Below are 24,411 nucleotides of genomic sequence, written 5' to 3'. Positions count from 1 at the left end.
CCGTGTCCCTGGATCTGCCCGAGGGGCTGCGCTGGCTGGGGTGGGTGGCGGGCACGGAGTGGCCCGACGGCGACGAGGACAAGCTCTTCGCGCTGGCGAAGGCCTGGGAGGAGGCCTCGACGGAGCTGAAGGAGCTGCCCGATCTGCTGAAGGCCGCCAAGGACACCACCCGGTCGGCGTATCCGGCGGGTGACGGCGGCGACGCGATGGCCGCGATGTTCGACGACCTGATCTCCGGCGACCAGTCCGTGGCGGCCCTGGCCGAGTCCATGAAGCAGGTGTCCGACGGCAGCTTCGATACCGGCACCCACGTCGAATCCGCCAAGCTCATGATCATCGTCTCGCTGGTCACGCTGGCGATCGAGATCATCTGGGCCTGGCTGTGGCCGCCCACCGCACCGGCGGTCGAGGCGGCGGCGACGGCCGCGACCCGGTCGTGGATCAAGCTGGCTACCGACCGCATCGCCGGCATGATCGCCCGGATCGCCGAGACGGTCATGTCGAAGGCCGCGGCCAAGGTGTTCGGCACCTACGCCATGCGCGCGATCGAGGGCGCGGCGATCGCCACCGCGCTGGACCTGCTGGTGCAGGGCATCCAGATCGCGAAGGGTCACCGCAAGAGCATCAACGGCACCGAGGTCGGCATCTCGGCGGTCGGGGCCGCGCTCGGCGGCATCACGTCGCGGTTCACCGCCAACTACACGGGCAAGGCGTTCGACAGGATCGGCGGATCGGCGCTGAACAAGTTCGCGGGCAAGGGAATCGGCGATGTGCGCGGCATGCCGTTCGCCCGCGGCGCGACCGTCGGCGTGGCCGCGGGCGCCGCGAGCACGCTGTCGGGCAACTTCGTCGCCGGCGCGTGGACCGGGGACTGGGCGGGGGCGTTCGGCAGCCCCGCCGGCTACGTGGGCGGCATGGCGCGCAGCGGAATCGTCGGCGGCATGCGCGGCGGATTCACGGCGCGGGCGCTGCCGCCCTCGACCAAGAACCCCCTGAACGCGTCGTCCTACGGCCGCACCTTCAACGGCAAGAGCAATCTGCCGGGCCCGCTGAAGAATTCGCTCGGCGCGAAGGAGACCACCCCCGGCACCGACGGCGCCGCCCGGTACTCCCGGGAGACCGCCGAGGTGCAGTCGCGGCAGGCGCGCCAGGCGCAGGAGCGGTCGAATTATCAGGCATCGCAGGCGAATCGAGCCCGCGACAACGCGAACCACCTCTCCCAGCAGGCCGACCGGGCTCGCGCGGATCACCAGCGCGCCCAGGCCGGCGGCGACCAGCGGCAGATCGCGCAGACGCAACGCGCGCACGCCCAGGCAGAACAGCGCGCGCACGAGGCGAACGTGCAGGCGGCGAAGCAGGAAAGGCAGGCGGCACAGGCGCAGACGCACGCGCAGGCCCAGCAGGAGCGCGCCGACCGGGCCCAGCAGGTGGCCGGGGAACAGTCCCGGCAGGTCCAGGAGGGACCGCGGCGGACGGCCGACGAGGCGCAGCGGACCGCGGACCACCGGCGGCAGGAGGCCACCGACGCCCGGACCGCGGCCGACCGCCGCGCCGACGCCGCCAACCAGGCGCGCGCTCAGGCCAACCATCAAGTGCAGCAGTCGAATACGGCGCACGAGCGGGCGGTCACCCAGGAACGGGCGGCCGCCGAGGCGCGGATCGACGCGGACCGGCTGGGCCGGGAGGCCGATACCGCCGGGCAGCGCGCCCGCGACTACGAGCGGTCCCCGGGCGCCAACGAGGCGCAGGCCACCTGGCTGCGCTGGAACGAGCACGAGGCGGGGCAGTCCGCGGCCGCCGCGCGGCAGCACGCGAGCGAGCTGGAGACCGCCGCGGGAACCGCACGGACACAGGAGAATACGTCCTCCGCGTCGGCGGCCGCGGCGGACCGGCACGCGCGCCAGCTCGAACAGCAGGCCGTGCAGCAGCGCCAGCACGCCGACGCGCTCGATCGCGACGCGCGCGACGCCCAGAACGTCGCCGACCAGCGACGGGCGCAGGCCGACCAGGTGCACGACGGGCTCGACCAGCGGCGGATCGAGGAGCAGCGCGCGCAGGAGGCCATCGAACGGCACGACACCGCACGGGAATACGAGCGCCGCGCCGCCGTCGCGGAGAATCAGGCCCGCGTCGCGCAGCACGAGTACCGGCACTCGGCGCCGGGCACGCCGGAACACGAGCAGGCCCGCCGCCATGCCGAGGAGACGCAGTCGATCGCGGAGCAGCGCCGCGCGCTCGCCGACGGATTCGCCGAACAGCAGCGGATCGAGCAGCAGGCCCGCGTCGACGCGGTGGCGCAGGCGAAACAGGCCCAGGCGCTGCACGCCCAGGCGGACCGGCTCGACCAGCAGGCCGAGGCGGCTCGCCGGGCGGGCGATACCGAGACGGCACAGCGGCTGGAGCAGGAGGCCGCCGGATCACGCACGCTGGGCGACCACGCCGAACAGCTGGGCCGCGAGGCGCAGGAACGCGTCGACGCCTACGGCCGCGAACCCGCCTCCGTCCTGGCCGACGCCACGGATCTGAAGGCCAAGGCCCGGCCCAAGCAGTACCAGCCCCCCGTGGTGCTGCCCGGCCCCTATCAGGCCCCCACCGCACCGGATGCCGGGGTGTGGCTGGGCGACGGCAGCGCACCGGTGCCGCAGGACAACCACTAGTAAGCGGAAGGGTCGCGACAGCCATGGCCGAAGAACTCAAGGTGAATCCGGATCAGCTGGCCGAGGCCGGCCGGAGCACCGAGGAGGTGGCGAATCGGATGAAGACGACGATGGCGCGGCTTCGCGACACCCTGGCGGGCCTGGAATCCGACAGCGCCAACCAGCCGTGGGGAAACGACAAGCAGGGCAAGAAGTTCGCCGACGGCGACAAGGGCTACAAGAAGGCCCGGACGAACCTGCTCGACGGCGGCGACGCGTTCACGAAGACGCTCTTCGACTTCGGCCACGGCCAGCAGGAGGCGGCCACCCGGCTGCGCGAACAGGAACATTCGAATACCGAGCAGTTCGGAGGCGGGCGTGCGTAATCGAAAGGACGAGCGGTAATGGCGACCGATCAGACCGCGTGGCCGGGGCTGAAGAACGCGGCGACCAGCGGGAATCTGCAATTCGATGCCAAGGACGCGGTGCAGTGCGCCCAGGCCTGCGCCGATCTGGTCGCGGAACTGCTGGCGATGGCGAAGATGGTCACCGACGACAAGCTCGACCACCTCGACCCGTTCGGCAATCTGTTCTCCGGGCGCGAGCTGTCGGGCGCGTTCAACACCAAAGGCGCTCGGCTACACAAGATTCTGGACGATCACGCGCAGCTGGTGACCGATATGGGCGATACGTTCGTCGCGGCCGGCAAGGCGTACGCCTATACCGACGCGGATTCGGCGGACCAGTTCGGCAAGATCGCCGATATCACCATGCCGAAGAATCCGGGGAAGCTCGACGGCGGACCGAAGCACAGCGACCTGAAGACACCGGGCCTGGATGGATTCGACGTCAAGAACCCCGATTTCCCGTCGTCGCTGAAGGACTACAAGGGCGAGAAGGACCAGCCGGTCTCGGTGACCTACGAGAACAAGGACAGTCTGAGCTACGACGATCTCTACCAGCTCGGGCAGACCATCAAGGCGCAACCGGTCGAGGACGCCGCGGGCGTCTGGAAGTGGATCGCGGGCGAGCTGTACACGAAGCTGACCGATTTCGCGAATACCGTGACGTCGGTGAGCGATTCGTGGCGTGGCGCCGGAGCGGACGCGGCGATGAAGGCCACCGAGACCTATCAGAAGAGCGTGCAGCCGCTGTCCGACGCCATGATCGCCATGAGCCAGAACCTCGACTACACGGCCCAGTGGCTGTACGCGACGCAGCTGAGCATGCCGCAGGACGCCAATGCCGACTCCTGCTGTCCCGGTTCGGAATTGGACTACTACCGCGGCGAATTCGACAGCCACTACGTCGCGGGCCTCAAGAATTCCGTCTCGATCATGCCCGCCCTCAGCGGACCCGGCGACAAGAAGGGCGACGGGAACGGCAACGGAAACGGGAATGGCAACGGAAACAACCAGAACGGCAACGGGAACGGGAACAACCAGGGCGGCGGCAACCAGAACGGCAACAACAACACCCCTTACCAGTCGGGCTACCAGGACGGCTATCAGGCCGGGCAGCAGGCCGCCGGTAACCAGAACGGCCAGTACGGCAACGGCCAGTACGGCAATGGGCAGTACGGCGACAACGACCAGTACGGGAACGGCAACGATCCGTACGGCGGCAACAACCAGAGCAGCAATAATCCGTACGGCGACAACCAGAGCGGGAACAATCCGTACGGCAACAACCAGAACGGAAACGGCCAATACGGTAACGGCCAATACGGCAACGGCCAGAACGGAAACAACCCGTACGGAAACGCCGCCAACTCGGGCCAGAACTCCGATCCGTCCGGTGAGACGAGCAATCAGAACGGCCCCGGTTCGGAACAGAACGGCGCATACGGCTGCGGCGAGAACAGCGGCGGCGGCCAGAACGGCGGCGGCGACGAGCAATCGGGCCAGGGCCAGAACCAGAGCCCGGAATACCAGCGCGGCTACCAGGAGGGTTACCAGCGCGGGTATCAGGAGGGCTCCGGCAAGAACGGCGAGGCGACCGGCGGCCAGTCCGGCGCCGCCATGCCGAACAGCTCGAGCCGGATCCCCTCGTCGTCCGCGTCCATGCCGAACGCGCCCGAGTCCTCGACACCGAGCGGCTCGGGTTCGTCCGGCGGCTCGGGCTCGCAGGGCTCCATTCAATCCTCCCCGAAATCGTCTCCCGTACCGGATCTTTCGAAGTACTCCCCCAAGTCCGTCTCCCCCTCGTCCGCCATGCCGCAGACACCGCAGTCCACCACCGACGCGCTGCGCTCGGCCACCGGGGAGAGCGCGAAGACACCCTCGGCCGACGATGTGCTGAACCGCATCAAATCCCAGTACGGCGGGTCCGGGGCGACCATGCCGGACGCCCCGCAGGGATCGAGCGAATCCGGCGCGCAGAATCCCCTTGCCCAGCTGGCGGATTCGTTCAAGGAGGGGCTCCAGGCGCTCACGCAACTCACCTCCTCCGGAGTGCCGGGCATGGACCAGTTGCAGGATCTGCTGCACCTGCCCGATATGAGCCACCTGCCCGACCTCTCGCACCTGCCCGATCTCGGCCTGCCGACCGACCCGAGCCAGGGAATTCCGGGCGGCGGGCACGGCGGTGGCGGCGGAGGGGGCGGTGTCGAGGCCCCGGCCGGCAGTCACGTCCTGCCCGAGGCGAAACCGGCCCATCTGTTCCCGCGGGCGTCGCTCCCCGACCAGCCCGTCGACCATGCGGTCCCGGGCCAGCCCACGCAGCAACCGCAGGCCGGTTCGCCCGGCGCGGCGGGCGCCCCCGGATCGGGAGCGGGCGGGACCGCGGCCGGCGGTAAGGAGCACAAGACGCCCAAGTACCTCAACGCGCGCGTGCACCTGGACGAAGCGCTCGGCGATATGCCGGCGAAGGTGAAACCGGTGATCGAGCCGTGACCCAGCACTGGAACTTCACCGACCTCGAATTCAAGCTGCTGTGCGACGAATACCGCCGCGGCACGCTGCCCGCGCCCTTCGTCTTCACCAGCCGCACCCGCCGGCTGGACGAGTACGAGCGCGAGCGCGACGTGGTGCGCGAGCGCCTGCGGGAGCTGGCCGATACGGAGTTCGAGGCGATGGTCGCCGCCATCTCCCGCCCGGAGGTGTTCGTCGTCGCGCACGCCTGGAACGACCAGGATTTCGACAATCCGGAGCACCGCATCCGCGTGCACGCCGTGCGCTACGGCGCGCGCGGCTACCTGCTCAGCCAGAAGCCCGGCGAAACCCTGTGGCACAGCGGCGGTTTCACGGTCACCGAATGCGATCCGCGCGCGCTCGGCGAGGCGGTGATCGGCCACCTGCCGCGGGCCCGCGCCGGGATCCGGCCGGATCTGGTGGTCACTACCGTCGCGCCCCGGCACACCTACGACCTGACCGCGTCTATGGTCGCCGACGACGACGAACCCGAGGACGACGAATACGAGGTCAGCAGCGCCTTTCTCGATACGCCCGCGACGGCGACCGGCATCGTCAAGGTGTTGCAGGGCCGGTCGAAGTTCGGCCCGCGCGGGCGCGTCGAGTCCGGCGTGCTGTGGCGCGATCTCCCCGACGACGGCCGCTACGTGCTGCCTCTGGACGACCCGGCGCCGATCGCGACCGGTATGGGCACCGACCGCCTCGTCGCCTGGGTCGACCGCGAGATCGAGCGCATCCTCATCCGCATGGACGAGCATCGCGAGACCGCCGACTGACCGCCGCCGCTACGGCCCGGTGGTCAGCCGGCACTGCCCGTCGTCGCACGAGCGCCGCAGCCTCCCCCGCGAGACGGTCTGGATCAGCCCGATCGTCCAGCAGGTCGGGCATCCGCGCAGGGCCACCAGCCCGACGGGCGCGAGCAGCAGCGCGAACGGGCCGGCGGCCGGTATCAACGCGACCGCACCGATCAGCGCGCCGAAGCCGAGGACGCCGCGCAGGAGGTGCCGGGGCACCGAGGCACTGGCGAAGCCGCCGGTCATCGCGCCCCCTCCGCGTCGCACGCCGCGGGAGCCCGCAACCCGTGCTGGACCGCCGCACGGGCACGGTGCAACCGCGACTTCACCGCGGCGACGCTGAGGCCCAGCATGCTCGCGACCATCCGGCCGCTGTAGCCCTGGACATCCCGCATGATGAGCACCTGCCGCTGGTCGGTAGGCAGCGCGGCGATCACCGCCGCCACCCGGCCGGCCTCGAGCCGCCGCACGGCCTCGTCCTCCGCCGACGCCGCGGCGGTCTCCGGCACGGCCGCCACGGGCTCCGCCAGCAGGCGCACCCGCCGCAGGCACTCGTTGCGGACGATGCGGAACATCCACGACGCCAGCGCGCCCGAGGCCCGCAGCGTCTTGATCTTGCGGTACAGGATGATCAGCGCCTCCTGGGCGGCGTCCTCCGCGTCCTCGGTGGTCGCGCACAGCGTGCGGGCGAACCGCCGCACGTGCGGATACGACCCCGACACCAGCGCGGCGATCGCCGTCGCGTCCCCGTCCCGGGCGGCGGCGACCAGCCCGTCGCCGGGCCAGCCCCGGTCACCCACGAGAACGCCGCCACCGCCGCAGCACGGCGACGCTACACGTCCCGACCAGCACGACCCCCACGACAACAGCGGCAACTATCACGATGACCTCCTGGATGCGTGCCGCCCGTGTGGCGGCATGATCATAAGAGGCCCGCACCCCGCGAAAGGATTCGGTGCGGCGCGAATTAGCCCGCGCGGACCTACTCCGGCCAGGAGTCGACGATGGGCCACCCGCTCGACTCGAGATGGGCGCGGACCCGGGCGAGATCCGCGTCCCTCGGCATGTCGTCGGTGAGTTTGGTGATGACGACCCCGGCGTCCGCCTTGTCGGCGGGCAGGGCGCCCTGTTCGACGAGGGCGCTGGCCACCTGCTGGACCTCCTCGTGGGTGAGGCGGCGCGACAGCAGCGCCAGCAGCGGCACGTAGTCGGAGTCGGGAACACCCTGCGGGTACCCGGCCCGCAGCCATTCGACGATCTTGGCGAGTAGCCCGGACAGCGCCATCAGGCGTCCACCGCGTGGACGAGCGACCGGCGCGAGACCGAGTCGGGAACGGACGCGTTCGATGTCATGGGTTCACTTCTTCGGAGGCTCGGCGCCGAACAACTGGATATCGAAAGTGTGACTGATGAAGTCCTCGGCGATGTAGACGATCCCGAGCACGACCGCCACGACGACCGCGGTCTCCAAGGACCACAGCCGAATTCCGATCGCGAACACCAGCGGCAACCCGGCCCCCAGCAGGATCGCGATCAGGGTCACCTGGCCGAGGGATTTCGCGATGCTGATCCGGCCGGTCTCGGCCTCGACGCGACGCTCGCTCGCTCCGCCGCGCGTCTGTTCACGCAACGTTCAGCCGGACACGGCCCGCTCGAGCCGCGTCCGCGGTGACGGGCCTATCCGCGCAACCGGTGCTGGATGCGAGTGAGCAGCTCGACGGTGCGGAACGGCTTGGCCAGGTGGTCGCAGGCCCCGGCCGCGATCGCCCCCGCGATCACGTCCGGATCGGTCTCGGTCGACACGATCATGATCGGGACGGTCGAGTCGATCCGGAGTTGCCGGCACACCTGCGTACCGGGCACGTCGGGCAGGATCAGGTCCAGCAGGACCAGATCCGGATGCCACCAGTGCGCCGCCGCGACGGCCTCCTGCCCCGTCGCGGCGCCCATGGCGTCGTAGCCGGCCCCGGAGAGCACCAGCAAAGCCATCTCGGCGGTCGCCGGATGGGTTTCCACCACCAGAACCCGGCCCAGCGCTCGACCGGAGGCGTGATCCACGCGAATGGGCGGCTCGGGCGCCCGCGTGGCCGAAAGCGGATGTCTGTTCATATCGTGACCTCGTTCGCCGATCGGATCCCCCGACCCGTCGCTATCCGCCGCAGTCGATATCACCCGGAGCTACCGGGCAGTTTGTTTTGCGCGTCGAGTCCCGAAGGTAGGCCCGTCAGCAACCTCGCAGCAATAGAAATGTGAGATTACTTCGGCGGATCCCCGGATCGCCGCCGATTCGTGATCTGGACACGCGTGACAATGCCCGACCGTGACCGAATCGTGAGCTTCCGATCACCGAAAGGTCACCTTCGTGACGATCAGCCGGCAGCGGCTACGGCTTCATACCCTGCAGCGTTACCGCGATCAGGCGGCGCATGGCCGCCGCGCTGCGCACCGTATTCGCGGCCGTGAGCGCGAACAGGCAGTAATAGGCGAGTTCGTCGGGATTGACGTCGGCGCGCACGGCGCCGGCCTCGGCGGCCTCGGCGATCACATCGCGCAGCAAATGGTGCAGCTGCTGCTGCGACTCGGCGACGCGCTCGTTGGTCTGCATGAGCGTGGCGACCTCGGCGCCGTACATGTGACTGCGCTGGTTCTCCGCCCGGCGCTTGTGGATCTGGGCGTACGCCTCCATCACGGCGTGCAGCCGCTTGCTCGGATCCTTCGTGTTCTCCCGCACCGAGGTGAGGTGTTCGAGGTGCCGCTGGATCTGGCGCTCGTGCCAGGTGGCCAGGATCGACTGCACGTCCGGGAAGTACTTGTAGAGCGTCGCGCGGCCGATACCGGCCCGCTCGGCGATCTCGGACATCGTCGTGGACGCCGGACCGTGTTTGAGGGCGAGTTCCCACGCGCTGTCCATGATGGCCTCGCGGACCTCGCGGCGGTGCGCTTCGACGGTACGACTCCAGAGCTTCGGCACCTCCGCAGTATACCCGGATCGACGATTTGTCCTGAGTAAGACAGATTGTCTCGACCATGGATTCGCCGTATCCTCGGGTCATGGTCGATTCTGCGGAACTCCGGGTAGGGACCGTCGAACGGGAAGATGCGTTGCGCGCCTTGTCGAATCACTTGAGCGCAGGGCGATTGACCGTCGACGAGTTCAACGAGCGCAGCGCGCGGGTCACCACCGCGACAGTGCGCCGCGACATAGACACAGTGTTCTCCGATCTACCGGAAATCGCCTCTCCGGCAGGCAGGGGCCGGGCGGGCGAGGGCGGCGGGACGGCCCTGGACGTGGCTGCGGGCAAACCCGAGTCGCGGGGCCGTGGGCTCCGCGGCGCCGCGGGCACGGCCGTGGCCACGGCCGCCGCCGTCGCCCTCGTCCTCACCCAGGGCAGCTGGCTGTGGATGCTGCTGATCCTCCCCGCCCTCCGCCGCGCCTTCCTCCTGCGCCGGCTCCGGGGCGGCGGATTCGGCGGTCGTGGCCGGGGCAATCCGATTCGCCGGGGCCGCCTCGCATTTCGTTGACATCGCCCGGCCGGACGTGAAACTCTTTTCCTGCTCATCGGACAATTGACGCGGCCGGTGCTCCACATTCTTTCGTGGGCACGCCGCCGTGTCGTTTCGGAAATATCTGAGTAGGGACCATGAGTACACCTCTGTCCACCGGCCGTTCCGGATCGACGACGCTCCGTAAATTCGGCTATTCCATACGAATCCGGCGGCTGGAATTCTTTCCCGTCCACCTGTCGGCGATACTCACCGCGGCCTTCCTCGGGGCCGCCTCGTGGAGCGACCTCGGATCCGGCCCGGCCGTGGCCGCGTTCGTCGCCTTCGTCCTGGGCGTACACAGCGGGAATATGGCGAACTGTCTCGCCGACCGCGATATGGACACCATCTACAAATCGCGTCTCGCGACCGCGGTCGACGGTCTCGGCAAGCGGAATGTGACGATACAGATCGCCATCTCGGTATTTCTCATCGTGCTGCTCGTCGGCTATATGACGGTGGCGTCGGGACACTGGGATATCGCCGTACTCGGAATCGCCTGGCTGGTCATCGGATTCGAGTATTCACTGCCGCCGCTGCGCCTCAAGGGCGCCGGCGTCTGGCAGGTGCTGACGCTGGCCACCACCATCGCGCTCATTCCGGGCGTCATGATCATCCGCGCCATCGATGCCGCGCCGCCGTGGCAGGTGTTCACCGCGTACCTCGGCTACGCGGTCTCGATGATGATGGTCAGCCTGGTCAATCAGGCCGAGGACGTCCCGGAGGACGCGAGGTTCGGCATCCGGACCGCGGTGCGCGCCCTCGGCATCACCCCCGCCATGGTGCTGGCGGTGACCGTAGTCACCGGTGGCGCAACCGTATTCGCGGTCTCCGCGGTGGCACTCGACGCGCCGTGGTGGGCCGTCGCGGTGTACGCCGTCGTCGTGGTGCTGACCCTGCGCTTCCTCACCCGGATCTACCTCGGCGTCCGCGGCAAACCCGTCGAGGAGGCGGTCGAGGTGATCCGGCGCTACACGAAACAGCTGCCGCTCCACGGCGCGGGGATGGGCTGGGCCACGGTCCTCGTCGCGGTGAGTATCTTCGCCGTCCGATAGACGACACCCCTTCTGCCGCACCACATGTGCCCGTCCGAAAGACGCCGCCACGTCCGCCCCACCACATGCGCCCAGGCCGACAGACGCCGCCCCAGGTTCACCGACCCGGGGCGGCGCAGGACTTCCCTACTTCGCTCCCGACGCCAGGCGCGAGGGCCACCAGATCTTGCGGCCGATATCGTGCGCCAGCGCCGGCACCAGGATGCTCCGCACGACGATGGTGTCGAGCAGGACGCCGAAGGCGACCGCGAAGCCGATCTCCACCACCGACACCAGCGGCACCACAGCGAGTGTCGCGAAGGTGGCGGCCAGCACGATGCCCGCGGAGGTGATCACGCCGCCGGTGACCGTCAGGCCCCGCGTGATGCCGAGCCTGGTGCCGTGCTCCCGCGATTCCTCCCGGACCCGGGTCATCAGGAAGATGTTGTAGTCGATGCCCAGGGCGACCAGGAATACGAAGACGAACAGCGGGAACGACGGATCCGACCCGGCATAGCCGAAGACCTTGTCGAAGAAGAATCCGCTCACGCCCAGCGCGGTCGCGAACGACAGCACCACCGACGCGATCAGGAACAGCGGCGCGACCACCGCGCGCAGCAGCAGCCCGAGCACCAGCAGCACGACGAGCAGCACCACCGGAATGATGACCGTGCGGTCGCGCACCGCCGCGTCCCGGATGTCCAGCGCGGACGCCGACTGACCGCCCACGACCGCGTCGGCGCCCGGCACCGCGTGCAGACTCGACCGCAACCGGTCGACCGTGTCGAGCGCGGCGGACGAATCGTACGGATCTGCCAGTGTCACGGTGACCACCGTCCGCCCGTCGACCGGCTGGAGTCGCAGTTCGGGCGGCGGGCATCCGGCGCCCGGGGCCGCTCCCCCGTTCTGCGCCGCGGCCGCGGCCTTCGCCGGATCCACCTGCACGCACACCGATCCCGGACGCTGGGCCACGCCCGGCACCCCCGCGGCGGTCGCCAGCACCGCGTCGACGGCGTCGCTGTTGGTGACCACGACCGCCGGCGCGCCGGTACCCTTGTCGAACTTCGCGGTGTAGATCTCCTGTCCCACAACGGCATCCGGCCGGTTGGTGAAACCCGATTGCACGGGGACGCCCTCGGCGTGCAGCAGTCCGGTGCCGAAGACGCCGATCGCCAGCACCACGGTCGCGCCGATCCACGCCGGACGGTGGTTGCGGTCCACCCACGCCGAGACCTTCGCCCAGAACGTGTGCGTGGCGAGCGCGGACCGCTGGTCGGTCCGGGGAATCCGCGGCCAGAAGACCCATCGCCCCGCGAGGGCCAGCACCACGGGGAAGAACGTCATCATGACCAGCAGCGTGCACAGCACCCCGATGGCCGCCACCGGACCCATGCTCGCGGTCGAATTCAGCTCCGCGAGCCACAGACAGAGCACGCCGATCGCGACGGTCGTGGCGGAGGCGACGATCGCCGACGCCGAGCGCCGCCACGCCACGGCCATGGCGTCGAACCGATTCTCGGTGTGGTGCAACTCTTCCCGATATCGCGCCGTGAGCAGCAGCGCGTAATCCGTGCCGACCCCGATGACCAGGACGAACAGGATGCCCTGACTCTGCCCGTTGAGCGTGAGCACGCCATTGTCGACGAGGTAGTAGACCACCAGCGCCGCGATACCCAGCGCGAGCAGGCACGACAGCAGCGGGAACACCCACAGCACCGGCGATCGGTAGACCAGCAGCAGAATGATCACAACGACCGCCAGCGCCGCCATCAGCAGGGTGCCGTCCAGCCCCTGGAACGATCCGATGAACGCCACCAGCAGCCCGCCGGGCCCCGCCGGATGGACGTCGACCCCCGAGTTCTGTATCGCGCCGCGCGCCGCGGCGAGGACATCGTCCTCCGTCGCCGTCAGCTGGTCGCCGGTGCGGGTGACGCCGTCGGCCGTGGAGACCAGCGGCGCGGCCACGGCGGCGGTCGTGCCGTCGTCGGAGAACCGCGGCGGCGTCACCCCGCGCCGGTCGACGCCGGGCACCTCGGCGATGGCGTCGCGGGCGCGCTGGACGCGGGCCTTGTCGTCGGCGGACAGCGTCCCGTCGCGGTGGAAGACGACGAACCCGGGAATGGTCTCGACCTTCAGGAAGCGGGCCGCCTCCTCGTCGGCCTTGGTCGACTCCGCCGAACTCGGCAGGAACGCCTTGTTGTCGTTCTTCATGACCTCGGCGAGTTTGGACTGGTAGGAACCGCCGAACCCGCCGATGAGGAATACCAGCACCGCTATCGCCACAACCGCGAAGACCGGGCGCCGCCCCGGCCCGCGGGGGCTCCCCTCCTGCCGTGTCAGCGCCGGTCCATCGGTTGACTTCGTAACCATCGACACTCCAGTTCGTTGTCGTCGATCCACGGGAGAGCGCGGGCACGCAACCGGCCCCCGCCGGATCTAACGATACACTTTGTATCCAGAGCGTCAGAATGAATTGTTCGTGACGTAGTGCCGCTCAGCGGCGGCGCAGCTCCCCCGGCAGGCCGAAAGTCAGCCGCTCCTCGGCGGTTTCGATCTCCTCGACGCTGTCGAATCCGTGCCGGGCCAGCAGCTCGAGCACCCCGCGCACCAGCACTTCCGGGGCCGAGGCGCCCGACGTGACGCCGACCGTCGCGACGCCCGCCAGCCACGCCGGATCGATCTCGTCCGGATAGTCCACGCGATGGGCCGCCGCGGCGCCGGCCTCGAGCGCGACCTCGACCAGGCGCACCGAGTTCGACGAGTTGGCGGAGCCGACCACGATCATCAGATCGCAGTCGCGCGCAATGGCTTTCACGGCGGCCTGCCGGTTCTGCGTGGCGTAGCAGATATCGTCGCTGGGCGGATCGCGCAGTTCCGGGAAGCGCTCGCGCAGCCGCTGCACGGTCGCCATGGTCTCGTCGACGCTGAGTGTCGTCTGCGACAGCCACACCGCGCTCGCGCCCTCGCGGATCGTCACCTCGTCCGCGCCCTCCGGCCCGTCGACCAGCCGCATGTGCCGGGGCGCCTCGCCGAGAGTGCCCTCGACCTCCTCGTGGCCGTCGTGACCGATCAGCAGGATCTCGTAGTCGTCGCGCGCGAACCGCCGCGCCTCGTGGTGCACCTTGGTCACCAGGGGGCAGGTGGCGTCGATGGCGCGCAGATCGCGCTCCTCCGCCGCCGCGCGTACGGCCGGTGAGACGCCGTGCGCCGAGAAGACGACCACCGCGCCCGCGGGCACCTCGGTCACCTCGTCGACGAACACCACGCCGCGGTCGCGGAACGCCTCCACCACGTGCCTGTTGTGGACGATCTCCTTGCGCACGTACACCGGCGGGCCCTGGTCGGCCAGCACCCGTTCGACGGTCTCGATGGCCCGGTCCACGCCCGCGCAGTAGCCGCGGGGCCGGGCGAGCAGGATGCGCTTGGTCACGTCGTCTCCTCACCGGAGTCGCTCTCCGCCGCGTCGGCGAGCCGGAGCGCCTCCTCGATCAACGTCTCGACGATCCGGTGCTCGGGAACGGTCCGCACGACCTCGCCCTTGACGAAGATCTGCCCCTTCCCGTTGCCCGACGCCACGCCGAGATCGGCCTCGCGGGCCTCGCCCGGGCCGTTCACCACGCAGCCCATCACCGCCACCCGCAGCGGCATCTCGAACCCGTCCAGTCCCGCGGTGACCTCCTCGGCCAGGCGGTAGACGTCCACCTGCGCCCGGCCGCAGGAGGGACAGGAGACGATCTCGAGCTTGCGCGGACGCAGCGACAGCGACTGCAGGATCTGCAGGCCCACCTTCACCTCCTCGACCGGCGGCGCCGACAGCGACACCCGGATCGTGTCGCCGATCCCCTGCCGCAGCAGGCAGCCGAACGCCACCGCGGATTTGACCGTGGCCTGCAATGCCGGGCCCGCCTCGGTGACGCCGAGATGCAATGGGAAATCGCAGGATTCGGCCAGCTGCTCGTAGGCGCGCATCATGACCTGCGGGTCGTGATGTTTGACCGACAGCTTGAGATCGAGGAATCCGTGTTCGGCGAACAGGCTCGCCTCCCACAGCGCGGATTCGACGAGCGCCTCCGGGGTGGGGCCGCCGTACTTGGCGAGCAGCCGCTGGTCCAGCGATCCGGCGTTGACGCCGATGCGGATCGGCGTGCCCGCCGCACTCGCCGCGACCGCGATCTCGCCGACGCGATCGTCGAACTTCTTGATGTTCCCGGGATTGACCCGCACCGCCGCGCAGCCCGCGTCGATGGCGGCGAAGACGTACCGGGGCTGGAAGTGGATATCGGCGATGACCGGAATCGGCGACTTCCGGGCGATGGTCTCCAGGGCGTCGGCATCGTCCTGCGACGGGCAGGCGACCCGGACGATATCGCAGCCCGCGGCGGTCAACTCCGCGATCTGCCGCAGCGTCGCTTCGGTATCGGCGGTCACGGTCGTCGTCATCGACTGCACCGAGACCGGGAATTCGCTGCCGACGCCGACCGCGCCGACGTGGATCTGCCTGGTCGGGCGACGGGTGCTCGCCGCCCGGACGGTCGGCAGTGCGAGATCCGCCTTCATCGCACCCGCTCCTCGGTCCGGTCGTGCGCGGCCGGGACCAGGCCCGCCACGCCGTTGTCGTGCCGGCCGTCGCCGTTGACGCCGTGGCCGGGCGGCCCGGCGGCACGCAGCACCGCCGCGGCGACGTCACCGTCGGTGAGCCCGCAGTCGGCGAGCACCTCGGAGCGGGTTCCGTGCCGCAGAAACCGCCGGGGCACACCGAAATTCATGGTCGCGGGACGCCCGCCGGCCGCGCGGACCGCCTCGGCCAGCGCGGTCCCGACGCCCCCGTCGCGCAGGCCGTCCTCCACGGTCACCACGAGGCGGTGCCGGCAGGCGAGTGCGACCAGTTCGGGCGCGACCGGCTGCACCCACACCGGATCGACCACGGCGGCCCCGATCCCGCGCTCGCCCAGCCGGTCCGCGACCCGCAGGCACAGCGACGCCATCGGGCCGACGGCGACGATCAGTACATCGGGCGCCGAGCCGGCCCGCAGCACCTCCACCGGGCCGTCGGTGGCGACCACCGGAATGTCCTCGCCCACCGCGCCTTTCGGGAACCGCACCAGCGTCGGATGATCCGATATCGCGACGGCCTCGCGCAGCGTGCGGCGCAGCGTCGCCCCGTCGCGTGGCGCGGCGATCGTGAGCCCGGGCACCACGCGGAACAGGGCCAGATCCCACACCCCGTTGTGCGAGGCCCCGTCGTCGCCGGTCACCCCCGCGCGGTCCAGCACGAACGTCACGCCGCACCGGTGCAGGGCGACATCCATCAGCACCTGATCGACGGCCCTGGTCAGGAACGTCGAGTAGATCGCCACGACCGGATGCAGACCCGACAGGGCAAGTCCCGCGGCCGATGTCACCGCGTGCTGCTCGGCGATCCCGACGTCGAAGACGCGCTCGGGATGCGCCTGCGCGAGCGCGGCCAGACCGGTGGGCCCGAGCATGGCGGCGGTGATGCCGACGAGGTCGGGGCGCTCCTGCGCGAGCGCGACCAGTTCCGCGCTGAACTCCGAGGTCCACGAGCGCCCGCTCGCCGCGACCGGCTTGCCGGTCCTCGGATCCATCGCCTTGACGGCGTGGAAGCAGTCGGCGACGTCCTCCTCGGCCGGGGCATACCCTTTGCCCTTGCGCGTCAGGCAGTGCACGAGAACCGGCATGCCCAGATCCCTGGCCCGGCGCAGCGCCGACTCCATCGCCGCCACGTCGTGCCCGTCGATCGGGCCGACGTACTTGAGTCCCAGATCCTCGAACATGTTCTGCGGGGCCAGCATTTCCTTGAGTCCCTGCTTGATCCCGTACAGCACCCCGTAGACCAGCGGCGTATCCCGGAACCTCCGCTTACCCCACGCGAGGACCTGTTCGTACCGCCGCGACACCCGCAGCGCCGCGAGCCGGTCGGCCAGTCCCCCGACGGTCGGCGAATAGGACCGGCCGTTGTCGTTGACCACGATCACGACCGGCCGGTCCCGCGCGGCCGCGATGCTGTTGAGCGCCTCCCACGCCATACCGCCGGTGAGCGCGCCGTCGCCGACCACGACGACCACCGCGCGGTCGGAGATGCCCTGCAGCCGATACCCCTTCGCCAATCCGTCCGCATAGGCCAGCGCGGTCGACGCGTGGGAGTTCTCGATGACGTCGTGCTCGGACTCCTCCCGCGCGGGGTAGCCCGACAGCCCGCCCTGCGACCGCAGGCGATCGAATCCGTCGCGGCGGCCGGTGAGCATCTTGTGCACGTAGGTCTGATGTCCGGTGTCCCACAGGATCCGGTCCGAGGGGGAATCGAAGACCCGGTGCAGCGCCAGGGTCAGTTCGACGACCCCGAGATTGGGACCGAGGTGACCGCCGGTGCGGCAGACGTTCTCCACCAGGAACGCCCGGATCTCGGCCGCGAGGACGCGGAGCTCGCCGGGCGACAACCCCGCGAGATCGCCCGGCGCACCGATCGTGTTCAACAGTTGCATGGGGCTGACACCTTCCTCACCGCGAATGCGGTGATATGGCCCACTGTTCATGAGATTGACACAACGTCCAGTTCGTGTTCAGTGTGTCTCGCACAGTGACATGTCGTCGGCAGTATCGCACAGCCGTGAACGGGCCGACCAGCCATCGATATTCAGGGCCGGACAACCCTGCGTGGCATCGGATAATTCACCTCGGACACCCGAAGTCCTTTCGGCGCCGAAGTGCCATACACGACTGTGCCGCAAGGATGTTCGCTGATCATCGGCCGAGCCGATACGATCGGCGCGCGGGGGTTGCCGGCCAACTCGCGCACCTGTGCCATCGACGCCGCGTCGCCAGGACGAGCCGGGGGGAATCACACGCATCGCCATGGAGGGACGAGGGTTCGATCATGGTAGGACCAAGTCATACCGACACATCACATGTCTATGGTGGCGACATTGTGTCGCTACCGCCACGGGCCGACGGGAACGCCGTGTACGACGTCCCGCTCGCGGATATCGGCCAGCCGTTCACGGTGCGCTCCGGCGGGGAGGATCCGGCCCATACGGCCGTGCTGGCCGAGACCGCGGCCGACCTGCCACCCGTACTGCTGCACCGCGGTTCGATGCGCATCATCGACGGCATGCACCGGGTCAACGCGGCGCGGGCGAGGGCCGCGGCGACGATCCCGGCGCGGTTCTTCGACGGCGACGAGGCCGCGGCGTTCGTGCTGGCCGTCCAGGCCAATGTGCGCCACGGCCTGCCGCTGACGCTCGCCGACCGGAAATCCGCCGCGCAGCGCATCGTCGGCACCCACGGGCACTGGTCGGATCGGCGGATAGCGAGCGTCACCGGGCTGTCCCCGAAGACCGTCGCGGCGCTGCGGGGTCGGTCAAGTGAGGAAAATCCTCAGTCCCGGATCGGCCGCGACGGCCGCGTCCGGCGGCTGCGCGACCGGCCGGGCGAGCCGGGGGACGCGACGCCGGACCCTCCGGAGGACGGACCCGCCGGGCCCGCAAGGGATCCCGGCGAGCCGGCGGCGCGGACCGATGCGGACCGCGAGGGTCCTCGCCCGCGCGGTCCGCGGCCGCCGATCGGCGGTGTCGTGGATTCGACCCTGATCCTGCGCAGCCTGCGCCTGGACCCGTCGCTGCGGATGACCGAGGCGGGGCGGGCCCTGCTGCGCTGGCTCGACGGCGCTCCCCGCACCTCGGGCGAGATCGCGGCGCTTGCCAGCCGCATCCCCGAGCACCGGATATCGGTGATCGCGACGCTGGCGCGCCGGCACGCCGGCTATTGGCAGAACCTGGCGGCCCTGCTCGACGACCGCACCCAGGTCCTCGACCAGCCCGCGCTCCCCGAATCCGAATCGAAAGCCCTGTAATTGCCTGTCCCGCAGGAGGTCTCGATGTCCACAGCCGACCGACGAAATCCGGCGCCCGAGTCGCTGGCGACCACCCGGCGCCTGATCGATCCACCCATGCGGGCCGCGGTGGACCGCATGCCCGAGCCGATGCGCCGCATCGCCGGTTACCACCTGGGCTGGGTGGACGAGTACGGCGCCGACACGGGCGACGGCGGCGGCAAGGCCGTGCGACCGGCGCTGACGCTGCTGGCGGCCCGATCGGTCGGCGGCGATCCCGCCGCCGCGATCGTGCCCGCCGCATCGATCGAGCTGGCACACAACTACACCCTGATCCACGACGATGCCATGGACGGCGACCGCACCCGCCGCCACCGGCCCACCGCCTGGTCGGTATTCGGGCGCTGGCAGGCCATCCTCACCGGCGACGCGATGCTGGCGCAGGCGCTGAATCTGCTGGCGACACAACAGCTTTCGCGGGCGGCACAGAGCACCCAGCTGCTGACCTCGGCGCTGCTCGCGCTGCACCAGGGTCAGTCCACCGACCTCGGCCTGGAGCATCGCACCGAGGTGAGCCTGGCCGAGGTGACGGCGATGGTGTACGGCAAGACCGGCGCCCTGCTGGCCTGCGCGTGCGAGATCGGCGCGCTCTACGGCGAGGGCACTCCGGAACAGGTGAAGTCGCTGCGCCAGTTCGGCGAGCACCTCGGCATGGCGTTCCAGCTCGTCGACGACATCCTCGGGATCTGGGGCGATCCCGCCTCGACCGGTAAGTCCGTGCATTCGGATCTGGTGGCCCGCAAGAAGTCCCTGCCCGTCACCGCGGCGCTGGTCTCCGGTACCGCGGCGGGCGCCGAGCTGGCGGATTTCTATCACGGCGACGGCCCGCTGACCACCGGGGAGCTGGAACGGGCCGCCGAGCTGATCGTCCTGGCCGGCGGCCGCGACTGGGCGCGGCGGCAGGCCCGGCACGAATTCGACCAGGGCGTCGGGCATCTCATGGAGGCCACCGCCTCCGAGGACCATGCCGCGGGCCTGCTCGACCTCGCCCGTCTGATCATCGATCGCGACCACTAGGAGGAGACGAAGTATGCCGTCGAAGTCCGTGACACGCCTGGTCCACGCCGCGCTGTGCCTGCCCGCCGCCGTCGCGCTGACGCTGTCGGCCGCGACGCCGGCCCAGGGTCGCGACGCCGCCGCGGCGCCGACGCCGCTGCGCGTCGCGACCCCCGTGGACATGGTGCAGCCGTGGTCCCCGACCAGCTTCAACTGGCTCGCGATCCAGAATCCGGACGGGCCGGAGAAGGCGCTGCTCACCTTCTTCACGAGCAATATCCCGTCACCGCAGATCATCAGCAATATCACCGCGCCGGACGGGACGTACTACAACGCGGTCGACTGGACGCCGGCGCCGTTCGTGACCGCCGCGGATCCGGTCTCGATCCACAACGACCGGCTGGACTGGCGTTTCGTCCCCGAGCGCGACGCCTGGCACCTGACGGTCGACGACGCCATGACCCAGGCGGGCATCGCCGGGATCACCGCCGACGTCTGGTTCCACGACACCACGCCGGGCGCCGCGATGGATCCGGTGGACTGGGACGGCCAGCAGGTGTTCTGGGCGTCCTCGATCGCCGCGGCGAAGGTCGACGGCTGGATCCGGTTCCCCGGTCAGGCCGGGCCGACACCCGTCGACGGCTGGGTGGGCGAACAGGAACGCATGGCCGGGCTGTTCCACATCACCTTCATGCACAAGGGATACGAGTACGCGCAGGCCGGGAATCCGGACGGGTCGGCCGATATGCTGTTCGCCTTCCTGGAGGCCGGCGGCGGCGTGCGCGGCGTGCTGGCGCACACCGATCCGCACGGCGCGGTCACCATGTGCGAACCCTCGGCCGCCGACCTGTCGGACTGGGCGAGCGACCGTGTCTCCGATCGCGGAATCTCGTTGCCCGACTTCGACTATCCACGCCGGGTCCACGCCTCCTGTGACGGCGGCGGAGCACATCTCGAGCGCACCTTCACCGCGACGCGGTCGCATCTGCATCCGGTGTGGCTGGGGCCGTCGCCCATCGTCGAGGCGGTCACGACGATGGCCGACGGCCACAGCGACGTCCCGGGATCCGTCGCGACGATCCAGCACCTGCGCACCACCGGCTCGCCGCGATAGCCGTCGCCTACCGCGAGGATTCGATCCGGATCACGGCCGCCGCGGCCTCCATGCCGGGCGCGCCGGTGAACATCAGGACGGTGTCGCCGACCGCCAGCTGGCCTGTCCGCCAGAGGTATTCGAGCCCCCGGATCTGATCGAGCGGACCGGCGTGGCCGACCGTGCGGGTGAACTCCCAGACCCCGCGGTCGAGACCGATCCCGAGCGGATCGAGGAACAGGTCGTGCAGCGACCAGTAGGCGAAGCCGTCGTGCACGACGCGGGTGATCTCCGACAGCGAGGTGTCGGCCTCCTTGAGCACCCGCTCGACGGTATCGATGACCACCGAGCCGAAATCGTTGCGCGGCCGCAGTAATCCCTCGGTCACGCGGCGCTGGAAATCCGCCATGCGCTCCTCGAAATTGAGCGTCCGGCCGTCGGTGAGGCCCGGCGGAAACATCGGTTCCCCGGAGCGATGCCGTTCCTCCAGTTCCGGCGCCGACAGCGATCCGATAGCCAGCAGGCGGGCGAATCCACCGGTATTCGACAGGACCAGGGCGCCGCCGCCGTCGGCGAGAACGAACAGCGACGAGGCCGTCCAGCGGTCCACCGACGGGGTTCCGAAATTGTCCGCACAGGTCAGCAGCGCGGCGCCGCGATCGGGCGTCGTCCGCAGATTCGCGACGGCCAGCTGCAGGCTCGACAGAAATCCGATGCAGCCGTTGCGGATCTCGACGGACGGAACCGGCTGGTCGATTGTGCGACGGTTGATGTAATGCTGCGCCGACCAGCCGTCCGGCCCCTGCGGGTGCACATTGGTGTGGAAGACGAACGCGAATTCCTCCGCGCACAGTCCGGCGGCCGCCACCGCCCGCTCGGCGGCGCTGACGGCCAGGTCGGGGGCCGGTGTGCTGCCGGCGGCGGTGATCGATACCAGCTTGCTCCGCGCCGCCTCCCCGGCGTCGTACCAGCCGCGCTCCACCGCCTCGGCGATATCGACGACGCCGACCTCCGCCGCGCCGATTCCGGCGAAATACATGTCTCCGACTTTCACGGAACTCTCCTCACAAGTGTTGACTTCCCCGTGTGCGAACAATCGCGCCGTGGCACTGTAGATCTCATTGGCACGTTGCGACTCGTACTCTAAACTCGTTGCCGCAGAGGGGAAATCAATACCGACCGTGGGGAGTTTCGAAACGGTACGGTCCGTAAATTCATGCCTACGAGCAAGTCGATGGTTCGCTATGGAGTTGAAGAACAACGAAATCGGCGCCGGTTCGACCCGGCACGATCGAATAACGACCAGAGGCCGAAACGAAGCCTGGCGCAAACCACCGCGCCGCATCGAGGCGTCGGAATGCATCACCTGCGATTCCTGCCTGCGCGGTTGCCCACCGGAATTCGGCGCGATCTTCAATCGCGGGCTCGATGTCGTCATCGTCCCGGAGCTGTGCTCGGGCTGCCCGTCCTGCGTCCTGGTCTGCCCCGTCGACTGCATCTACGTCGACGAGGACTGGGAATCGACCGGCAACGACATGTGGAGTCTCGTGGCCCCGGCGGTAGAGGAGTACTGATGGTCAACGGTTCACGCCGCGAGGCGATGGCCAGGGCACGACTGAGCCGGCGCCCGAGCCGGCTCGGGCTCCCGGCCGGCAAGACAGCGGAACCGGACCGGGTCCACCCGGACGACGCCGGTTTCCCGGGCCTGCTGGCCCGCACGTGGGAGAAGTCCACGGGGACAGCCGATCTCGACGCCGCCATGGATCTACTGCTGACCCTGGACGGGCATGTGCCCGCCGAGGTGCAGCTGCGCGCGCTGGGCTCGGCCGAGGAGGCCGCGGTGGCCGCCGTCTTCGGCCGGACCTGGCGACGCCCCGGATTCCGGCCCGACCTCCCGGCCGTCGCCGGGGAGACGGCGTTCGTCGGCGAATTCGCGTTGACCGCCGCGGGCCGCATCGCGATCCGCACCCCGTCGGATCCGCCGCTGGCCGGTGCGCGTCCGCTCGTCGACGGCGTCCGCCACGTCGTCTGGACGCCGTCGATACTGGCCGACTATCGCCGCATACTCGCCGAGATACAGTCCGGCCGCGCCGATTCCGTGCTCAAGTGCCGCGAATGGCTTGCCGCGCTGGGTCGTCCGGGACGCGGCGAACTTCTCGACCGGCTGATCGAGGCGTCGCTGCGCACCGCGCCGTTCGTGCTGTATCAGGAAGACCTGCAGTACAGCAATTTCCGGGATCCGAACAACCTCACCGGGCGCACGCTGTGGCCCGGGCACCCCGACTGCGCCCTCAGCGGCCTGCGCGGCCTGCCGCTCGAGGTGTGGTCCGACGGCCAGGTCGTGCTGGTGGTGGCCCTGGCGCTGCTCGTCCGGTCGGCCGGGCCGGCGCGGATCGAGGAGGCCAACGGCACGCAGCTGAGCATCGCGCACGTCGCCGACCTGCTGGAGCGCATCCGGCTCGCCTACAACGCGGCCGAGGCGGAGGCCGAGCCCATTGCTCCGGCCGCCGGGCCGGGCGTCGCGGCGCTGGCGGAACTCGCCGACAAGCTGGGCGCCCGCCGGTCCGAGTTGCGGACGACGGTGCAGATGTATCGCGAGATCGACGGCGCGCTGCTGCACAAACGGGAGCGGATCGCCCGGCCGCCGGGCCCGGCCCATGCCGAGACGGACCGCCGCCTCGCCGCGGCCCTGTCCGACCGGCTGCCGGTATCCGGCCGCCGCCTCCGCGACCTGGCCGCGGCCGTCCGCACGGCGCCGGGCCGGCTCGCGGAACCGTACGGCGACTTCGACACCGGACTGGAAGCGCTCGTGCACGCGGCCGTCTCGTCCTCGGTCGAGGTCTTCGGCGCCGATTTCGCCATGAGCCGCGGGCTGCGGTCGCTGCCGCGGCTGATCGCGGCGCTGCGGGCGGAGGACTGGGCGCGGATCGTGGGCTGGGAGATCGCCGAGTACTTCTGCTGCGTGGTCCCCGGTCCGGACGCGCGCCGGCATTTCGACGGCACGCTGCCGCGGCTGGCGGATATCGCGTGGTCGATGTCGGCACGCATGCAGTACAACTCGTGGCACTTCCTGGCCGGCAACCTGCCGCGCACCCCGGAGGTGCTGGCACGCGACTTCTTCTTCCCGCCGACCATTCCGGACGTCTCGCGCTATTCCGATCAGCACCACCACGGGCACATCGCGGGCCACGTCCGGTTCAGCATCCGCAGCCCGCAGCCGGTGCGCGTCCTGGACCGCACCTTCGCCGGATTCGTGGACCTGCGCCTGCTGCGCTGCTCCGGGCCGGCGTTCACCGAACACGATCTGCTTGCCGCCCACAGTCTCTCGTCGCTCGTCGCGACCGCGACCGAGGCGGCGGCCGACCTGGCCGCCGGGGGACGGCCGCTCGAGGTCACCGCGTTCGACACGGCATGGCACTGGGCGGCGATCGCCGGCGCGGAGGCAGGCGACCGGTATCCGTTCGCGGCGCCCGCGACGGCCTGAGGAAGGACCT

The 24,411-nt window shown here is 70.0% G+C and carries 22 protein-coding genes; 11 read left to right on the top strand and 11 right to left on the bottom strand.

The window, feature by feature from the left end; all coding sequences use genetic code 11:
- Nucleotides 1-2: 2 nt before the first annotated feature.
- The 4 genes from ON41_RS23575 to ON41_RS23560 are packed head-to-tail and all read left to right on the top strand — an operon-like array spanning nucleotide 3 to nucleotide 6,324.
- Nucleotides 3-2,657, top strand: a complete 2,655-nt coding sequence (locus tag ON41_RS23575; RefSeq protein ID WP_040749906.1) for a WXG100-like domain-containing protein — start codon at nucleotides 3-5, stop codon at nucleotides 2,655-2,657.
- Nucleotides 2,658-2,680: 23 nt separating this feature from the next.
- The gene (locus tag ON41_RS23570; RefSeq protein ID WP_040749905.1) at nucleotides 2,681-3,022 is read left to right on the top strand and encodes a hypothetical protein; all 342 of its coding nucleotides are present in this window, start codon (nucleotides 2,681-2,683) and stop codon (nucleotides 3,020-3,022) included.
- A gap of 18 nt (nucleotides 3,023-3,040) precedes the next feature.
- Nucleotides 3,041-5,530 carry a WXG100 family type VII secretion target gene (locus ON41_RS39295; protein WP_051162306.1) on the top strand — a complete coding sequence of 830 codons (2,490 nt, stop codon included), beginning with the start codon at nucleotides 3,041-3,043 and terminating at the stop codon, nucleotides 5,528-5,530.
- Nucleotides 5,527-6,324 (top strand): ESX secretion-associated protein EspG, encoded by a 798-nt coding sequence (locus ON41_RS23560; protein WP_040749904.1) that lies wholly within the window; start codon nucleotides 5,527-5,529, stop codon nucleotides 6,322-6,324. Before ON41_RS39295 ends, ON41_RS23560 begins: the two co-directional genes overlap by 4 nt.
- Nucleotides 6,325-6,333: 9 nt before the next feature.
- On the opposite strand, the gene ON41_RS23555 is transcribed toward ON41_RS23560, so the two are convergent.
- The 6 genes from ON41_RS23555 to ON41_RS23530 form a co-directional block, all read right to left on the bottom strand.
- Complete coding sequence (locus ON41_RS23555; RefSeq protein ID WP_040749903.1) at nucleotides 6,334-6,588, bottom strand: hypothetical protein; 255 nt, start codon at nucleotides 6,586-6,588, stop codon at nucleotides 6,334-6,336.
- Entirely contained in the window at nucleotides 6,585-7,142 is a 558-nt protein-coding gene (locus tag ON41_RS23550) for an RNA polymerase sigma factor (protein WP_040749902.1), read from the bottom strand. The genes ON41_RS23555 and ON41_RS23550 overlap by 4 nt, the downstream gene beginning before the upstream one ends.
- A gap of 182 nt (nucleotides 7,143-7,324) precedes the next feature.
- Complete coding sequence (locus ON41_RS23545) at nucleotides 7,325-7,627, bottom strand: DUF3349 domain-containing protein (protein WP_040749901.1); 303 nt, start codon at nucleotides 7,625-7,627, stop codon at nucleotides 7,325-7,327.
- 72 nt (nucleotides 7,628-7,699) lie between these two features.
- Nucleotides 7,700-7,972, bottom strand: coding sequence for a hypothetical protein (locus ON41_RS23540; protein ID WP_051162304.1), 273 nt, complete (start codon nucleotides 7,970-7,972; stop codon nucleotides 7,700-7,702).
- A 47-nt stretch (nucleotides 7,973-8,019) separates the two neighbouring features.
- Complete coding sequence (locus ON41_RS23535; RefSeq protein ID WP_083905573.1) at nucleotides 8,020-8,451, bottom strand: response regulator; 432 nt, start codon at nucleotides 8,449-8,451, stop codon at nucleotides 8,020-8,022.
- Nucleotides 8,452-8,725: 274 nt separating this feature from the next.
- Nucleotides 8,726-9,313 (bottom strand): TetR/AcrR family transcriptional regulator, encoded by a 588-nt coding sequence (locus ON41_RS23530; RefSeq protein WP_040749900.1) that lies wholly within the window; start codon nucleotides 9,311-9,313, stop codon nucleotides 8,726-8,728.
- A gap of 80 nt (nucleotides 9,314-9,393) precedes the next feature.
- Between ON41_RS23530 and ON41_RS39290 the strand changes: the two genes are divergently transcribed.
- Together ON41_RS39290 and ON41_RS23520 are read left to right on the top strand one after the other, a co-directional pair.
- Nucleotides 9,394-9,864, top strand: a complete 471-nt coding sequence (locus ON41_RS39290; RefSeq protein ID WP_083905579.1) for a DUF1707 SHOCT-like domain-containing protein — start codon at nucleotides 9,394-9,396, stop codon at nucleotides 9,862-9,864.
- Nucleotides 9,865-9,983: 119 nt separating this feature from the next.
- Nucleotides 9,984-10,940: a UbiA family prenyltransferase gene (locus tag ON41_RS23520; protein WP_040749899.1), complete on the top strand. Its 957-nt coding sequence runs from the start codon at nucleotides 9,984-9,986 to the stop codon at nucleotides 10,938-10,940.
- Between the two features lie 126 nt (nucleotides 10,941-11,066).
- Here the strand turns inward: ON41_RS23520 and ON41_RS23515 are convergent, their stop codons facing one another.
- From ON41_RS23515 to dxs, 4 genes are all read right to left on the bottom strand, one after another.
- Nucleotides 11,067-13,289 carry an MMPL family transporter gene (locus ON41_RS23515; protein ID WP_040749966.1) on the bottom strand — a complete coding sequence of 741 codons (2,223 nt, stop codon included), beginning with the start codon at nucleotides 13,287-13,289 and terminating at the stop codon, nucleotides 11,067-11,069.
- Nucleotides 13,290-13,413: 124 nt separating this feature from the next.
- Nucleotides 13,414-14,349, bottom strand: coding sequence for a 4-hydroxy-3-methylbut-2-enyl diphosphate reductase (locus tag ON41_RS23510; RefSeq protein ID WP_040749898.1), 936 nt, complete (start codon nucleotides 14,347-14,349; stop codon nucleotides 13,414-13,416).
- Complete coding sequence (ispG, locus tag ON41_RS23505) at nucleotides 14,346-15,476, bottom strand: flavodoxin-dependent (E)-4-hydroxy-3-methylbut-2-enyl-diphosphate synthase (RefSeq protein ID WP_040749897.1); 1,131 nt, start codon at nucleotides 15,474-15,476, stop codon at nucleotides 14,346-14,348. The genes ON41_RS23510 and ispG overlap by 4 nt, the downstream gene beginning before the upstream one ends.
- Entirely contained in the window at nucleotides 15,473-17,422 is a 1,950-nt protein-coding gene (gene dxs, locus ON41_RS23500) for a 1-deoxy-D-xylulose-5-phosphate synthase (RefSeq protein WP_051162297.1), read from the bottom strand. Before dxs ends, ispG begins: the two co-directional genes overlap by 4 nt.
- A 443-nt stretch (nucleotides 17,423-17,865) precedes the next feature.
- Between dxs and ON41_RS23495 the strand changes: the two genes are divergently transcribed.
- From ON41_RS23495 to ON41_RS23485, 3 genes are read left to right on the top strand one after another with little or no spacing between them, the layout of a single operon-like run.
- On the top strand, nucleotides 17,866-18,789 hold the full coding sequence (locus ON41_RS23495) for a ParB/RepB/Spo0J family partition protein (protein WP_051162294.1): 924 nt from the start codon (nucleotides 17,866-17,868) through the stop codon (nucleotides 18,787-18,789).
- A gap of 24 nt (nucleotides 18,790-18,813) precedes the next feature.
- The gene (locus ON41_RS23490) at nucleotides 18,814-19,845 is read left to right on the top strand and encodes a polyprenyl synthetase family protein (protein WP_040749896.1); all 1,032 of its coding nucleotides are present in this window, start codon (nucleotides 18,814-18,816) and stop codon (nucleotides 19,843-19,845) included.
- Between the two features lie 13 nt (nucleotides 19,846-19,858).
- Nucleotides 19,859-20,938 (top strand): hypothetical protein, encoded by a 1,080-nt coding sequence (locus ON41_RS23485; protein ID WP_040749895.1) that lies wholly within the window; start codon nucleotides 19,859-19,861, stop codon nucleotides 20,936-20,938.
- A 7-nt stretch (nucleotides 20,939-20,945) separates the two neighbouring features.
- Here ON41_RS23485 and ON41_RS23480 read toward each other — a convergent pair whose 3' ends face one another.
- Nucleotides 20,946-21,971, bottom strand: coding sequence for a 3-oxoacyl-[acyl-carrier-protein] synthase III C-terminal domain-containing protein (locus ON41_RS23480; RefSeq protein WP_040749894.1), 1,026 nt, complete (start codon nucleotides 21,969-21,971; stop codon nucleotides 20,946-20,948).
- Between the two features lie 190 nt (nucleotides 21,972-22,161).
- Between ON41_RS23480 and ON41_RS23475 the strand changes: the two genes are divergently transcribed.
- Nucleotides 22,162-22,491 (top strand): 4Fe-4S dicluster-binding protein, encoded by a 330-nt coding sequence (locus ON41_RS23475; protein ID WP_040749893.1) that lies wholly within the window; start codon nucleotides 22,162-22,164, stop codon nucleotides 22,489-22,491.
- Nucleotides 22,491-24,401 (top strand): hypothetical protein, encoded by a 1,911-nt coding sequence (locus ON41_RS23470; RefSeq protein WP_051162292.1) that lies wholly within the window; start codon nucleotides 22,491-22,493, stop codon nucleotides 24,399-24,401. The genes ON41_RS23475 and ON41_RS23470 overlap by 1 nt, the downstream gene beginning before the upstream one ends.
- Nucleotides 24,402-24,411 lie beyond the last annotated feature (10 nt).

Source organism: Nocardia transvalensis NBRC 15921 (genome assembly GCF_000308875.1).
Taxonomy (GTDB): Bacteria; Actinomycetota; Actinomycetes; order Mycobacteriales; family Mycobacteriaceae; genus Nocardia; species Nocardia transvalensis.
Note: the sequence above shows the minus strand (reverse complement) of the source record. Positions and strands in the feature narration are given on the sequence as shown.